This window comes from Pseudomonas sp. FW300-N2F2 (genome assembly GCF_017351655.1).
Classification (GTDB): Bacteria; Pseudomonadota; Gammaproteobacteria; order Pseudomonadales; family Pseudomonadaceae; genus Aquipseudomonas; species Aquipseudomonas fluorescens_AA.
In genome coordinates this window covers 1,248,567-1,263,311 of record NZ_JACNDQ010000002.1, presented here as the reverse complement: position 1 = coordinate 1,263,311, position 14,745 = coordinate 1,248,567, and the positions used below count along the sequence as shown (strand labels likewise).

Here is a 14,745-nt window from a genome sequence, read left to right as displayed (position 1 = left end):
CACGAATCCCCTGTGGGAGCGAGCTTGCTCGCGATGGCGTCCGCATGTCAGTCATGAGCTCAACTGTCCAGAACAACAGGCCGCCCAAGCTGTCCAGAGTCATTACAGTCCCCAATCGGAGGTTCCCATGCAGCTCGAAGGATCCTGCCACTGCGGCGCCGTGTCGTTCAGCCTGGCCTGTGCCCATCCCTACCCTTACCAACGCTGCTACTGCTCGATCTGTCGCAAGACCCAGGGCGGCGGCGGTTATGCGATCAACCTGGGGGGCGATGCCCGAAGCCTGAAGGTGCACGGTCGCAAGCACATCTCGATCTACCATGCACGGCTCAAGGACGAAGGCGATCAACGTGCCCACCGCAGCAGTGCCGAACGGCATTTCTGCTCCCTGTGCGGTTCGGGGTTGTGGTTGTTCAGCCCAAAATGGCCGGAACTGGTGCACCCGTTTGCCTCAGCCATCGACACACCGCTGCCAGTACCGCCTGAACACACCCACTTGATGCTCGGTTCCAAGGCGCCGTGGGTGGAGGTCGAGGCGCATAAGGGCGATCAGCAGTTCGATGTCTATCCCGAGGAATCCATTGCCCAGTGGCATGAACGCCTGGGGCTGGTCACTTAGAGATGCAGTGCTGCATAAGGCCCCATCGCGAGCAAGCTCGCTCCCACATTGGACTTGGAAAGTTCACAAATCCCCTGTGGGAGCGAGCTTGCTCGCGATGGCGTCAGTACCGGCACCTCTGCACTATCGAGCCGGCACACCGCTGTGGAACCGGAACTCCACATCCGGCGATTCGATCAACTCGCGCTCGGCCTCACGGACCTTGTCGATCACCTGGGCAATGTCCTTGGCGTCGCCGTACTGGTAGGCCAGTTTCAGGTAACCCTGGAAATGCCGGGCTTCGCTTTTCAGCAAACCGAAATAGAACTTGCCCAGTTCCTCGTCCAGGTGCGGCACCAAAGCTTCGAAGCGCTCGCAGCTGCGGGCTTCGATGAAGGCACCGACCACCAGGGTGTCCACCAGTTTGACCGGTTCGTGGCTGCGTACCACCTTGCGCAGCCCCGAGGCATAACGCCCGGCAGAGAGCTGGCGCAAGCCGATCTTGCGTTTTTTCATCAGGCGCATGACCTGCTCGTGATGCACCAGCTCTTCCCGGGCCAGGCGCGACATCAGATTGATCAGGTCAACGTGGGAATGGTATTTGGCGATCAGACTCAGGGCGGTGCTGGCCGCCTTGAATTCGCAGTTCTTGTGGTCGATCAGCAACGTTTCCTGGTCGGCCAGCGCGGCCTGGACCCAGGCATCGGGGGTGCGGCAACCAAGGAATTCGTGGATTTCGGGAAGATTCATGGGGCTCACGGGCAAAGGTAGTCGAGCGAAGGGCGCCGATTATACCGGCCTGCCTCCAGACCACCAGCCACCGCCATTGATATGCATCAAGTCGACGACTCACCCATAGCAACTAGACTGCCCCACAACAACTATAGTTGAGCAATGCCAGCCTTTTCATTGCAGGAGAACGCCGATCATGCAAGCCATTCGCAGCATCCTGGTGGTCATTGAGCCCGAACATTCGGAAAGCCTGGCGCTCAAGCGCGCCAAACTGATCGCTGGTGTGACCCAGGCACACCTGCACCTGTTGGTGTGCGACAAAAAGCACGATCACGCCGGCATGCTCGGCGTGCTGAAGGCTGCGCTGCTGGCGGATGGCTACAGCGTGACCACCGAACAGGCCTGGAACGAAAGCCTCTACGAAACCATCATCGACGTGCAGCAGGCTGAAGGTTGCGGGCTGGTGATCAAACAGCACTTTCCCGACAGTCCGCTGAAAAAGGCCCTGCTGACCCCGGCGGACTGGAAACTGCTACGCCATTGCCCAACTCCGGTGCTGCTGGTGAAAACCGCTGGCTCCTGGAAGGACAAGGTGATCCTGGCCGCCGTCGACGTTGGCAATGCCGACGGCGAACACCGCCACCTGCACTCCACCATCATCGACCATGGCTACGACATCGCCCTCCTCGCCAAGGCGCACCTGCATGTAATCAGCGCCCATCCCACGCCAATGCTTTCGTCCGCCGACCCGACCTTCCAGCTCAAGGAAACCATCGAAGCCCGGTATCGCGAACAATGCCGGGCGTTCCAGGCCGAGTTCGACATCGACGACCAGCATCTGCACATCGAAGAAGGCCCGGCGGACGTACTGATCCCGTTCATGGCGCGCAAGCTGCAGGCGGCGGTGACGGTGATCGGCACCGTGGCCCGTTCAGGGTTGTCCGGGGTGTTGATCGGCAATACCGCCGAGGCGGTGCTCGATACGCTGGAAAGCGACATACTGGTGCTCAAGCCGCAGGAGGTCGAGGACCATCTGGTGGAGCTGGCGGCCAAGGAATAAAGCGAATGGGCTTTTTTGTGGCGAGGGAGCTTGCTCCCGCTGGGTTGCGAAGCGACCCTCGCTCTTGATCTAAAAAATTTCTGGCCCTGAAAAATCCAGGCGTCTGCTGCGCAGCCGAGCGGGAGCAAGCTCCCTCGCCACAAAAGCTCCCGGGCACAGAAGCGCCTCTGCACAAATGGCCAGGGGTCAGCCGCCGATCGCATCCTTCAGGAACCCGGGCGCGATGTACCGCTGGTAATGGGCTTCGGACAGAAGGAAAAACTCCCGATCAATGGCATCGCGCAGGTCCGGCAGGTCCCAATCGCGAAACTCCGGCATCAGCACCATGCCATAGGCTTCCAGGTTGTTGATCACCCGCGCGCCCCGGGCGATCAACTGGTAGGCCCAGCAATATTCCGACTGGTGCGGCACAAAACGGATCTTGCGCGATTCCAGTTGCTGGCGCAGCAACCCGGGGTCGAAAACCTCCAACTTGGCCACCATCACCTGCACCAACAGTTGTTCGAGCCGCATCCACACCGCGCGTTTTTCGTCCTCGTTGTAGCCGTTCCAGTGAATCACTTCATGGTGGAACCGCTTGCAGCCACGGCACACCAGGTCACCGTAGACAGTGGAGCAGAGGCCGACACAGGGGGTCTTGATGAGCTGGTTGGGCATAAGGAAAAGCACACGCAAAAGCAGGACAGGCTGGCATGTTAGCCCTTTGTCTAAGATTGATCACCCCTCAAACTTGAGCGCCCAACTTACCTTTAATTTTTTTTTCCCGTAGAATCAGCCAGCCTTTTAAGGCGCCAATGTCCGTTAGAAGCTGTTTTCAAAGCGTCACGAGCACAGTCGTTCCTTCAGAGCGGTGTTGGCGAAGGGTCTTTCCAGCGGGGAAAGCCCAACGCCAACCCTCATCAGCTCCCGTTCTGCAGGCGTAAAACTTTGAAAGCAGCTTCTGTGAGGAACTCCGGAAACTCTGGCGTGGTGGCTCAAAAAGCCGCCGACGCGCATGAGTACCGTGGGTTTCTGGATGAGCGTCCCGGACACCCATTTGGGACCACTGATGAGGGTAATAACTGTGCTTGAAGCCTACCGCAAACATATCGAAGAGCGCGCAGCCCTGGGTATCGTTCCCCAGCCGCTTAACGCCGAACAAACCGCAGGCCTGATCGAGCTGCTGAAAAATCCTCCGGCTGGCGAAGAAACCTTTCTCGTTGACCTGATCACCAACCGCGTTCCGCCTGGAGTCGACGAAGCCGCCTACGTCAAGGCCGGTTTCCTCTCCGCCCTGGCCAAGGGCGAGGCCCAATCCCCCCTGCTGGACAAGAAGCGTGCCGTTGAACTGCTCGGCACCATGCAGGGTGGCTATAACATCGTGACCCTGGTGGAACTGCTGGACGACGCCGAACTGGCGCCGGTAGCCGCCAAGGAACTCAAGCACACCCTGCTGATGTTCGATGCCTTCCACGACGTGGCTGAAAAAGCCAAGAACGGTAACGTTCACGCCAAGGCCGTGCTGCAATCCTGGGCCGACGGCGAGTGGTTCAAGAACCGCCCTGTGCTGGCCGACAAGATCAGCCTGCGGGTGTTCAAGGTCACCGGCGAAACCAACACCGACGACCTGTCCCCTGCCCCTGACGCCTGGTCCCGCCCGGACATCCCGCTGCACGCCCTGGCCATGCTGAAAATGGCCCGTGACGGCATCGTGCCTGATGAACAAGGCAAGACCGGCCCGATGAAGCAGATCGAAGAGATGCGTGGCCAAGGCTTCCCGATCGCCTACGTCGGTGACGTGGTCGGTACCGGTTCGTCGCGCAAATCGGCGACCAACTCGGTGCTGTGGTTCTTCGGCGACGACGTTCCTTTCGTTCCGAACAAGCGCGCCGGCGGTTTCTGCTTCGGCAGCAAGATCGCACCGATTTTCTACAACACCATGGAAGACGCCGGCGCCCTGCCGATCGAATTCGATGTGTCCAACATGCACATGGGCGACGTGATCGACCTGTACCCGCATGCTGGCAAAGTCTGCAAGCACGGTACCGATGAAGTCCTGACCACCTTCGAAATGAAGACCCCGGTCCTGTTGGACGAAGTCCGTGCCGGCGGTCGTATCCCGCTGATCATCGGCCGTGGCCTGACCGAGAAGGCACGCGCCGAACTGGGCCTGCCAGCGTTCGACCTGTTCAAGAAGCCTGAAGCCCCCGCTGAAAGCACCAAGGGTTTCACCCTGGCGCAGAAGATGGTCGGCAAGGCTTGCGGTCTGGCGGAAGGCCAAGGCGTGCGCCCGGGTACCTACTGCGAACCGAAGATGACCACCGTGGGTTCCCAGGACACCACCGGTCCGATGACCCGTGACGAACTGAAAGACCTGGCGTGCCTGGGCTTCTCGGCTGACCTGGTAATGCAGTCCTTCTGCCACACCGCGGCCTATCCGAAGCCGATCGACGTGACTACCCACCACACCCTGCCTGACTTCATCATGACCCGCGGCGGCGTTTCCCTGCGTCCGGGCGACGGCATCATCCACTCGTGGCTGAACCGCATGCTGCTGCCAGACACCGTGGGTACCGGTGGTGACTCGCACACCCGTTTCCCGATGGGCATCTCGTTCCCGGCCGGTTCCGGCCTGGTCGCGTTCGCCGCTGCCACCGGTGTCATGCCGCTGGACATGCCGGAATCGATCCTGGTGCGCTTCAAAGGCAAAATGAAACCTGGCATCACCCTGCGTGACCTGGTTCATGCCATTCCGTACTTCGCCATCCAGAACGGTCTGCTGACCGTCGAGAAGAAAGGCAAGAAAAACGCCTTCTCCGGCCGCATCCTGGAAATCGAAGGCCTGGAAGGCTTGACCCTGGAACAGGCTTTCGAGTTGTCCGACGCCTCGGCCGAACGTTCGGCTGCCGGTTGCACCATCAAGCTGTCGAAAGAGTCGATCACCGAGTACCTGCAATCGAACATCACCCTGCTGCGCTGGATGATCGGCGAAGGCTACGGTGATGCACGTACCCTGGAACGTCGCGCCCAAGCGATGGAAGCCTGGGTAGCCAACCCGCAACTGATGGAAGCCGATGCCGACGCCGAATACGCCGAAGTCATCGAAATCGATCTGGCCGACATCAACGAGCCTGTGCTCTGCGCGCCGAACGATCCGGACGATGCCCGTCTGCTGTCCAGCGTTGCTGGCGAGAAGATCGACGAAGTGTTCATCGGTTCGTGCATGACCAACATCGGTCACTTCCGCGCCGCCGGTAAACTGCTGGAGCAGGTCAAGGGTCAGCTGCCAACCCGTCTGTGGCTGTCGCCGCCGACCAAGATGGACGCTCACCAGCTCACCGAAGAAGGCTACTACGGCATCTACGGCAAGGCCGGCGCACGGATGGAAATGCCAGGCTGCTCGCTGTGCATGGGTAACCAGGCGCGCGTCGAGCCGAACTCCACCGTGGTGTCGACCTCGACCCGTAACTTCCCGAACCGTCTGGGTGACGGCGCGAACGTCTACCTGGCTTCGGCCGAACTGGCGTCCGTGGCTTCGATCCTGGGTCGCCTGCCGACCGTCGAGGAGTACATGGAATACGCCGGCAAGATCGATAGCATGGCAGCGGACGTATACCGCTACCTGAGCTTCGACCAGATCGCCGAGTTCCGTGAAGCGGCTGCAAACGCCAACATCCCGGTCGTTCAAGCGTAAAGCTTAAAACGCCCGACTGAAAACGCCGCCCTTCTTGCGAGGGGCGGCGTTTTTTTATGCCTGTCATTTCGATGCCAGCCGAACCACCGCTATCGCGAGCAAGCTCGCTCCCACAGGGGATTCGGTGGTGTACTGCGATGCTGTATCCAGCCTGGTCCTTGTGGCGAGGGAGCTTGCTCCCGCTGGGCTGCGCAGCAGACCCAACCATTTGCCTGACACACCGAGTCGTCAGGACTCAGGGGCGCTTCGCACCCCAGCGGGAGCAAGCTCCCTCGCCACGGGTAATGGTGTCGACTTACAGACTTGTGCACGCCACCACAACCATTGTGGTCCAGTCAGGCCATCAGGGAGTAGACCAACGCCGTAATCGCCACCAACCCCACCAACACAACGAAGACGTTGGAGGCCTGGCCGCGATAGCGGGCCATGGCCGGGACTTTGCGGATGGCGTACATCGGCATCAGGAACAGGATGGCTGCGATGACCGGGCCGCCCAGGGTTTCGATCATGCCCAGGATGCTCGGGTTGAGGGTGGCGACGATCCAGCACACCACCAGCATGAACGCTGCGGTGAGGCGGTCCAGGGTCTTGGGTGCCGGACGGCGGCCGCTCTTGACGATCAGGCCCTTGAGGCCTTCGCTGGCGCCGATGTAGTGCCCCAGGAACGATTTGGAAATGGCGACAAACGCGATCAACGGCGCGGCAAAGGCGATGGTCGGATTGCTGAAATGGTTAGCCAGGTACGACAGGATCGACAGGTTCTGCGCCTTGGCCTCGGCCAATTGCGCCGGGGTCAGGGTCAGCACGCAACTGAACACGAAGAACAGCACCATCACCACCATCAGCACATGGGCGCGCGACAGGATCTGCGAACTGCGCTCCTCGGCGTTGGCGCCGTAGCGACGCTTCTGATCCACCGCAAACGCCGAGATGATCGGCGAGTGGTTGAACGAGAACACCATCACCGGGATCGCCAGCCACAAGGTATGCAACAACGCCGAAGGTTCCGGCGGCGTCGACGCCGTGCTCAGGATACCGCCGCTCCAGTGGGGAATCAGGAACACCGCCAGAAACAGCAGCGCCACGATGAACGGGTAGACCATCAGGCTCATGGCCTTGACGATCGCCTGCTCGCCGCAACGGACCACCGCCAGCAGGCCGAGGATCAGCACCAGGGACAGCACGGCCCGAGGGGGCGGCTGGATGTGCAACTGATGTTCCAGGAAGCTGCCCACCGTGTTGGTCAGCGCCACGCTGTAGATCAGCAGGATCGGGAAAATGGCAAAGAAGTACAAAAGCGTGATCAGCGCACCGGCCTTGAGGCCGAAATGCTCTTCCACCACCTCGGTGATGTCCGCGCCATCGCGACCGGACAACACGAAACGGGTCAGGCCCCGATGGGCATAGAACGTCATGGGGAACGCCAGCAACGCCAGGATCAACAGCGGCCAAAAGCCACCCAGGCCCGCATTGATGGGTAAGAACAGAGTGCCGGCACCGATGGCGGTGCCAAACAGACCCAGCATCCAGGTGGTGTCCTGGCGACTCCATTGGCTGAGGGTGGCTGGGACTGTCGTTTCAAAGCGCTCTTCGACGCTATTGGCCTGATCATTCATCCGGTCGGATCTCCGCTTTCCGGTCACATGCACTCGGCCGGGACGAGTCGGAAAACCCCGACAGGCAGCGCCCTGGCCGAAACAGGGGCGCGATTGTCCGGGATTCACGAGCAGAAGCAAAGACTTAGCTGAGGAGCGGTTATGCGGATCAGATCGCCGCAGTGGAATTGTCCCTGTATTTCCCTGCATCCCCTGTGGGAGCGAGCTTGCTCGCGATGCAGGCGACTCGGGGTGCAAGTTGCTACCGAGGCGCTGCTATCGCGGGCAAGCCTTGCTCCCACAAAGCTCGCTCCCACCATTGGATCGGAGTACGAGCAGCGAGACAGGCCGTCTGTCAGGCGCCCACACAAAGGCACCACGGCAACCGAAATGCACATAAAAAGCCAAGCCCCCCTGCCCCCGGCTCCTACAATCAGGTTGAATAGCCACAATCGATCCAGCGCCCACAGGAGCCCAGCATGACCGCAACCGTTCTGGTACTGGTTGAAACCGTCAATGAATACCTGCCGATTCTCGAACGGCAGGGTTACCACCTGGAATTGGCGCCCACGCCGGCCGAACGCAAGACAGCGATTTTCGAACACGGTGAACGCTTCAGTGCGGTACTGACCCGCGGCCCCCTGGGTTTGACGGCGGAAGAAATCGGCGCCCTGCCCAATCTGCAAATCATCTGCGTGATCGGTGCCGGTTACGAGCAGGTGGACCTGCAGGCCGCGCGCCAGCGGGGCATCGTGGTAACCAACGGCGCCGGGGTCAACGCGTCGTCGGTGGCCGACCATGCCATGGCACTGCTGCTGGCGCTGGTGCGCGACATCCCCCGGGCCGATGCGAGTGTGCGCCGTGGCGAGTGGGCCAAGGTCATGCGCCCTTCCCTGGCCGGCAAGCGCCTGGGTGTGCTGGGCCTGGGCGCGGTGGGCATGGCCATTGCAAAGCGCGCCGCCCTCGGCTTCGACATGAGCGTCAGCTACCACAATCGCCGGCTGCGCAACGACGTGCCCTACACCTTCTGCGCCACGCCCACGGAACTGGCCCGGGTCTCGGACTTCCTGATCGTCGCCACGCCCGGCGGCCTGGATACCCGGCAGTTGATCAACAAACAGGCCCTCGACGCCCTGGGCCCCCATGGCTTCCTGGTGAACATCGCCCGAGCCAGTGTGGTCGCCACCGCCGACCTGATCAGCGCCCTGGAACAGCGGCGGATCGCCGGCGCGGCCCTGGACGTGTTCGATCACGAACCCGAAGTACCGGACGCGCTGAAAAACCTGCCCAACGTGGTACTGACGCCCCATGTGGCCGGCCTGTCGCCGGAAGCGACGCGTGGCACGGTGGAGTTGGTCGGCCAGAACCTGAACGCGTTCTTTGCCGGCAAACCGGTGTTGACGCCGGTGCCGCTACCCGACACGCAGCGTTAAAGCACCCCCAGCAAGGTCCATAACCGCCGGGATTCGGCATCGGCACTGATCAGTTCGCCCAGTAGTTCGCTCAGCGGCTTGTTGCCCCACTCCACACCACGCCGGATCAGGTAGGGCACTGGGCTGTGGGGCTCGGTACGGGCCAGGTAACCGGCGATCACCAGTAGCTGTCGGTAGGCCTCCTCACGATTGGCCGGTTCCTGGAAGACCTGGGCAGCCGCCTGGGGCTGGGGCGTCGACGTCGTCGCCGGGGACGTTTGCACCGGCACGACGGTGGGTTGTTGTGGGTGCATCGCGATGAACTCCTCTACCAGTGTCAGCAACGCCTGAATCACGTCGTGCAGGGATTTGTAGCCCGGGGCCAGGTTGCCCAGGTAAGCGTCGCTCCAGGCTTCGAGCCGTTGCAGGTGCTGCAGGCTCAGCATCAGGCTGCCCTGGCGATGCAACCAGAATGACAAGGGGGTGCTGCGAATCAGTTCGCTGAGTTTCTTTTGCTCGTTGCGCGCCGCTTCCGCCGACGCCTTGGCGTTCTTGCTGTCGTTGACCAACACTTGCTGACGTTGCAAGCGTTGCCAGTCGTCCAGGCAGAAACTGGCAAACGCCGGGTCCCGGCCATCGAGCAATGGCACCCGCGTCAGCAACACTTCGCTGTAGCGCCGGGCCAGCCACTCCAAGGGGATCACTCGCCACGACTGGTCGCCTTCATCGGCCTGGGGATGCAACTGCTCCGGATAGCGTTCACACAACCCCGCCACCAGCGCCAGGCTGCCCGGCAACCCCTCCAGCCCGGCCCGATGCAACCAGGCCTCTCCCAGCCAGGCACTGATCATCAAGTCCTTGCTGCGCTCAAGCAGCAGCGTGGTCGCGAGCCGTTCCAGGTCCGGCCACAGGGCGCGCTTGATCGAAGACTGCCACACACCGGTGGGCAAGCTGGTGTCGTCCTCCCGGCGCAATTCGCGCAGTTGGTCGTATTCCGGCTCGTAGCGCAGGTCGAGACCACAGGGTGACTCGGCACTGATCGGCTCGAGCAACTGAGTGACCAACTCGGGCAAAGGCGATATCGGCACGCTCACAGGCCCTCCTCACGGGTGGCGATGGCGGGGCTCGATGAGGTCGCCATGAAAGGTGAACGGGGTGCCCGCGTCGGCAGCGGCGGGATCGACAACGGCAGCTTGGAACCCTGGCTCATCAACGACAGGCGCACGAACATCAGTGTCTGCTCCGCCGTGCGGGCCTGGGTCTGGGCAGTGACCGGCAGTTGCAGGGCCAGGGGAAAATCGGTGTAGTCGACATTCGGCTGACGCTGGGCCGATCCCAGCGCGCGCATCAGGCGCAGCAATGACCACGGCCCCTGGTACTCCCAGCCAGCCTCCAGGTCGCGCACCACCAGGTTCGGTTGCAATGGATCGTTGGCCGGACGCTGGTAGCCGTTGCGGGCCCAGCGCAAGGTCAGGCGCACGGGCTGGCCGACCATCCACCGCAGGTTCTGCTGGCCGCCGCCGGGGTAGCTGATCTGTTGGTTGCCGGCGTCCAGGCTCCAGGCGATCACCTGGTCAGCGCCGCGCTCTTCATCACGATCGGTCCGCCAGCGCACGTCCATCTCCACCCCCAGAATGCCACTCTTGTCGCGCACGAACAGCGGCCCGAGCCAGGTGCCGGCCTGTTTCAAACGGTTGAGAAAATCCTCGGCCGCCAGGCGCTCCGGCGTCTGGCTCAACACCAGTCCGGCCTGGGCCAGGGGCAGGCGTGTGTCGATCAGCTCCAGCAGGTGCTGGACCCGCGCCGGGTCGGCATCGCTGGCGCGCACATCCTGGGCGAACGGAAAACGCCCGGCCAGGTATTGATTGAAATAGTTGGCCACGTCATTCCAGGCGCTCGCCGCCTGGTTCTGTTGCAGGTACAGGCACCGTTGCAGGGCGCCCTGCTGCAACGCGACCGTACGCTGGGCCAGGTCACCGCGCCCGCTGGGCAGGCTGGAGGTCTGCAAGATCTGCGCACAGGACGTGGTGTCCATGGTGATGAAGTCCCGGCTCACCAATTGCTCCAATTGGGCCGCCGAGCTGGCCGGATTCTGGTTCTTGTACTTGAGCAATTCATCGTTGAGGGCCATGAAGCGCGCCACCTGGTCGTGCTCCAGGGCCGACAGGTTGTCCTGCTGGACGATCAGCCATTCCAGGGCGGGCATTCGCTGTTCGGCGACCTGCAGCATCACGCCGAACTGCTGGCTCAGGCTCAGCTTCAAGTCTTGTGGATCGCTGGCACCGTACAGCTGCAAGCCGAAGTTCTTCGAACCGTCCCAGCGCTGGACATCGGCCCGCTGGCTGAACAGCGGCTGGGCATCGATTTCGTCCAGGCCACTCTTGATCTGCGCCAATGCCCGGCGATTGAGCAGACGCTGGAAACGGATCGCCAGGTCGCCGCGGTGCACATCCATGAAGGCTTTTTGCAGCGCCACGGCCTGGGTCGTTTGTACATTGAAACCCATGCCGGGCAACGACGCGTCGCTTTCATCCAGGCTCAACCACATGGCCCGTGCGGCAGCGCCTTCGGCGGCCTGCATCAGCGCGTCACGGTAATCCGGCGGAATGCGCGGCAGTTCTTCGCTGGCATAGCTCTTGTAACTGGCGAAGTAGTTCAGGGCGACACTGAAATCATCACTGCCATCGCCCTGGCCCATCGCATCGGGGTTGCTGTCCGACGGATCCTTCTGCATGGCCAACGCCACGAAATCGCGCTTGAACAGTGCCTGCACCGCACCGTCCAGCGCGGTGACATGGTCCTGCAAAACCAGCAGGCCGCTGCCCTGTTGCACCAGCAGATTGTCCCGGGAGCCGGTCTGGACGATCCACTGGTCACGAAAACTCTGCTGCAACTTTGCCGCCTGGCTCTCCAGGTCCTGCTCGATATCCGGCCCCAGCAAAGCGCTGTGACTGACCTTGTCCAGCATCTGGCTGTAGCCGGGTACCAGGTCCTGGCCCTTGCCTCGGCCCCAGGCCGAATTGGTCAGGCTGACCAGCGTCTGCAAATCGTCGATCAGCGCCATCAGGTCTTCGAGCTCGCTCAAGGAATTGCCACTGCCGGCCTCCAGCCGTTGCAGGTGCAGCTTGAGGTAACCGGCCTGGCGCACGAAGTTGTCCGCCAGGAAGTAATGGTCCAGCCAGCGCTGCATCAGCCCGGTGAAGTTATCGGAGATCACCGGGCGCGCGGCGTTCAGGTCCAACCCTTTCAAATCACTGTTCTGGGCATCGAACAGCACCCGGTTGTAGAAATGTGCGCGGCTCAAGGTGCCGGTGTTGAGTCCCAGGGACAACGCGGTATTGCTCAGTTGCACCAGTTCGTCCAGCGGCGCCTTGGGGTCGTTCACCACCTGGCTGAACATCTGGTTGTGCTGCTCCAGGCGTACCGCCAGGTCCACCAGTGCCTTGGCCTTCACGTAGCTCTGCCATTGCGCCGGGTCTTCACTCTCGACGTTGCCCCGGCGCTCGGTGTTGCGGATGGACTTGAGTTGCTCCAGGTCTGCGTTCAACAGATCCCGCAATGGCAAGATCCAATGATGCCGGGCGGTCAGGCGTAACCCATTCTCCAGTTGCGTGTCCACGGAAGAGAACCACGAGGTGGGAAAGACCACCGAAACGAAGCGCCAGCTCGGGGCTTTTTCCAACACGTTCCAGTAGTTCTGCACGTTGTGCCGGGTCGGCTCCAGTTGCGGTTCGTCGGGGTCGACTACGAGGTGGTTCTTATGGGCGCTGAGGATCAACCGCGACAGCCCCTCGGCTTGCTCCACCGAATCGTGCCAGACCCAGACCATGCCCCCCAGCCAGACCAGGCCCACCACCAACGCCACCGCCGCGGCCAACCGATGCCCACGCTGGCGCAAGCGCAACAGCCGTGGCACTGGCTGGGCCAGGCCACGCTCGGCCACCAGCCGCCGCGACCACAATTGCCGGGCGAACACAGTTTGCCGCTGGGCGCTGTCGGCGGCGGTCAACCCGTCGCCGCTGACGGCCGGCGCCTGACTGGCGGTGAAATACACCCCACGAAAGCGCGGCGCTTCGCCTTGGGCGTTGCCCTGGAACACCGGCTCCAGCAGGATCTGCAAGGCCCGCCGCAAGCCTTCGAAACGCTCCGGCAAGCCATAGAGATCGGTGCCCAATTGTCCCGACAGCGCACCGATCTCGATGATCGACTGCGACAGCGCGGCGTTGACCTGGTCCAGGGCCTGATCACTCCACTGCGACTGCCACGCCGCATCCGGCAAATACGGCGACGACCAGCCCAGCATCGACTCCCGCGCCTCGGCGGGCAGCGCGCTGACCAGTTCCTGGAACCCGGGCAGCTCTTCCATCCCGGTCATCACCACATACACCGGCAGGCTGAGGCCGAAGCGTTGCAAAAGATCGATGAAGCAGCGCCGGACCTTGAGGCTCAGCTCGGTGGTGTGCTCGATGTCATCGAGGGTGCTGAACGGCACGGTCCAGATCACCGCATCCAATGGCCGTTTGCTGCGCAAGCGCAACATCAGCCCGAGCAGGCGCCACCAGTTGCCCCGTTGCCGGTTCATGCCTTCGTCGGGCAGGAACAACGCCTGGGGCACCACCAGCACCGCGCCTTCGACATCGGAAAACCAGCGCCCGAACCAGGCCGCCTTGTCGGTCGGTTGCAAGCGCCACTGGGCGCACAGTTGGGCACCGTCGGTTTCATTGCCGAGCATCATCAACCAGGGCATCTGATAGCGATCCCGGGTGCCCTGCTCCTGTTCCATGTGGCGCACCGCCCCATAGAAACTGCGGATCGCCGCCCCGCCCTGGGTCCGCAGCCACCAGATCAGGGCGGCGATCAACAGCACCACGACGATGGCGATCAACACCAGGGCAACGATGCTCAGGGTGCTCATGAATCCTGCTCCTGAACCACCGCCGACTCGTTCAGTTGCAACACCGGCTCGAGCTCCAAACGGATGTCACGCCAAAACACCTGCCCCAAGCCGGTCAGCAACAACACCATCGCCAGGATCGCCAGCCCCAGGCGCAAGCCGTCCGGCAACGACTGCTGCACCGGCATGCGCACTGGCGGCGCGGTCGCAGCCAACGCCAGGCGCTGGCTGACGTCGAGGTAATCGGGGTCGTGTTGCCAGGCGAAGGTGAACAGCGCCGCACGCCACTTGGCCTGCTGGACCTGGCCGGGCTCGCCCCGCAATCGCCCCTGGAACCCCAGGATCAGGCACTGCAGGTAGACGTTCGCCAGGTCCCGGGTACCAGGCATCTGCTCGTCCAGCAATTTCTTGATCGCCGCCGGCAAGCGCTCGCCGGCCTGGCGACTGGCATACATGCGTGATTCGAGGGGGTGCTGCTGCCAGGCCAGTTGGCCGGGCCAAGGGCTGAACAACAGGGTTTCGTCCACCAGCGCGACGAAGGCATAGACCAGCGCCTTGACCTGCTCGGTGGCCGCATCGCCGACGGTGGCGAAGGCCACCCGCCACAGGCGTTGGGCACTGCGCCCGGAAAACTCCACCACCCGGTTGACCAAAACCGCGGGGTCGCTGTCCTTGGGCAAGTCTTGCCACTCCTGGGACCACTTCAGCCAGGCCTGGCGAAAAGCGCTGCTCAGCGGCGCCTCATGCAGACTCCGAACCGCTCCGCCACTTCCATCAGGCATAC

Annotated in this window: 10 protein-coding genes; 4 read left to right on the top strand and 6 right to left on the bottom strand. The window is 62.4% G+C overall.

What is annotated here, in order from left to right; all coding sequences use genetic code 11:
• Positions 1-127 precede the first annotated feature (127 nt).
• Complete coding sequence (locus J4E63_RS20355) at positions 128-616, top strand: GFA family protein (RefSeq protein ID WP_207283141.1); 489 nt, start codon at positions 128-130, stop codon at positions 614-616.
• Positions 617-739: 123 nt separating this feature from the next.
• Here the strand turns inward: J4E63_RS20355 and J4E63_RS20350 are convergent, their stop codons facing one another.
• Positions 740-1,345, bottom strand: coding sequence for a tRNA-(ms[2]io[6]A)-hydroxylase (locus tag J4E63_RS20350; RefSeq protein WP_060741958.1), 606 nt, complete (start codon positions 1,343-1,345; stop codon positions 740-742).
• A 178-nt stretch (positions 1,346-1,523) separates the two neighbouring features.
• Between J4E63_RS20350 and J4E63_RS20345 the strand changes: the two genes are divergently transcribed.
• The gene (locus tag J4E63_RS20345; RefSeq protein WP_192261374.1) at positions 1,524-2,387 is read left to right on the top strand and encodes a universal stress protein; all 864 of its coding nucleotides are present in this window, start codon (positions 1,524-1,526) and stop codon (positions 2,385-2,387) included.
• A 186-nt stretch (positions 2,388-2,573) separates the two neighbouring features.
• Here the strand turns inward: J4E63_RS20345 and J4E63_RS20340 are convergent, their stop codons facing one another.
• Complete coding sequence (locus J4E63_RS20340) at positions 2,574-3,044, bottom strand: DUF1289 domain-containing protein (protein WP_060741956.1); 471 nt, start codon at positions 3,042-3,044, stop codon at positions 2,574-2,576.
• A gap of 406 nt (positions 3,045-3,450) precedes the next feature.
• On the opposite strand from J4E63_RS20340, the gene acnB reads away from it, so the two are divergent.
• Complete coding sequence (acnB, locus tag J4E63_RS20335) at positions 3,451-6,060, top strand: bifunctional aconitate hydratase 2/2-methylisocitrate dehydratase (RefSeq protein ID WP_192261451.1); 2,610 nt, start codon at positions 3,451-3,453, stop codon at positions 6,058-6,060.
• Between the two features lie 335 nt (positions 6,061-6,395).
• Here acnB and J4E63_RS20330 read toward each other — a convergent pair whose 3' ends face one another.
• Positions 6,396-7,676: a serine/threonine transporter gene (locus tag J4E63_RS20330; protein WP_060741954.1), complete on the bottom strand. Its 1,281-nt coding sequence runs from the start codon at positions 7,674-7,676 to the stop codon at positions 6,396-6,398.
• A 458-nt stretch (positions 7,677-8,134) separates the two neighbouring features.
• Here J4E63_RS20330 and J4E63_RS20325 point away from each other — a divergent pair, with 458 nt between their 5' ends.
• Positions 8,135-9,088 (top strand): 2-hydroxyacid dehydrogenase, encoded by a 954-nt coding sequence (locus tag J4E63_RS20325; protein WP_207283140.1) that lies wholly within the window; start codon positions 8,135-8,137, stop codon positions 9,086-9,088.
• On the opposite strand, the gene tssA is transcribed toward J4E63_RS20325, so the two are convergent.
• Genes tssA through J4E63_RS20310 form a run of 3 tightly spaced genes read right to left on the bottom strand, consistent with a single transcriptional unit; the run spans position 9,085 to position 14,743 of the window.
• Positions 9,085-10,161 carry a type VI secretion system protein TssA gene (gene tssA / locus J4E63_RS20320; protein ID WP_207283139.1) on the bottom strand — a complete coding sequence of 359 codons (1,077 nt, stop codon included), beginning with the start codon at positions 10,159-10,161 and terminating at the stop codon, positions 9,085-9,087. The genes J4E63_RS20325 and tssA overlap by 4 nt on opposite strands.
• Positions 10,158-13,982, bottom strand: coding sequence for a type VI secretion protein IcmF/TssM N-terminal domain-containing protein (locus J4E63_RS20315; RefSeq protein ID WP_207283138.1), 3,825 nt, complete (start codon positions 13,980-13,982; stop codon positions 10,158-10,160). The genes tssA and J4E63_RS20315 overlap by 4 nt, the downstream gene beginning before the upstream one ends.
• Positions 13,979-14,743, bottom strand: coding sequence for a DotU family type IV/VI secretion system protein (locus tag J4E63_RS20310; RefSeq protein ID WP_207283137.1), 765 nt, complete (start codon positions 14,741-14,743; stop codon positions 13,979-13,981). The genes J4E63_RS20315 and J4E63_RS20310 overlap by 4 nt, the downstream gene beginning before the upstream one ends.
• Between the last annotated feature and the right edge of the window lie 2 nt (positions 14,744-14,745).

What these genes read in the sequence shown, in the direction of transcription:
- J4E63_RS20355 (WP_207283141.1), top strand. Translation starts at nt 128, where the DNA reads ATGCAGCTCGAAGGATCCTGCCACTGCGGCGCCGTGTCGTTCAGCCTG.
- J4E63_RS20310 (WP_207283137.1), bottom strand. Translation starts at nt 14,743, where the DNA reads ATGCCTGATGGAAGTGGCGGAGCGGTTCGGAGTCTGCATGAGGCGCCG.
- J4E63_RS20325 (WP_207283140.1), top strand. Translation starts at nt 8,135, where the DNA reads ATGACCGCAACCGTTCTGGTACTGGTTGAAACCGTCAATGAATACCTG.
- J4E63_RS20315 (WP_207283138.1), bottom strand. Translation starts at nt 13,982, where the DNA reads ATGAGCACCCTGAGCATCGTTGCCCTGGTGTTGATCGCCATCGTCGTG.
- J4E63_RS20330 (WP_060741954.1), bottom strand. Translation starts at nt 7,676, where the DNA reads ATGAATGATCAGGCCAATAGCGTCGAAGAGCGCTTTGAAACGACAGTC.
- J4E63_RS20340 (WP_060741956.1), bottom strand. Translation starts at nt 3,044, where the DNA reads ATGCCCAACCAGCTCATCAAGACCCCCTGTGTCGGCCTCTGCTCCACT.
- J4E63_RS20345 (WP_192261374.1), top strand. Translation starts at nt 1,524, where the DNA reads ATGCAAGCCATTCGCAGCATCCTGGTGGTCATTGAGCCCGAACATTCG.
- J4E63_RS20350 (WP_060741958.1), bottom strand. Translation starts at nt 1,345, where the DNA reads ATGAATCTTCCCGAAATCCACGAATTCCTTGGTTGCCGCACCCCCGAT.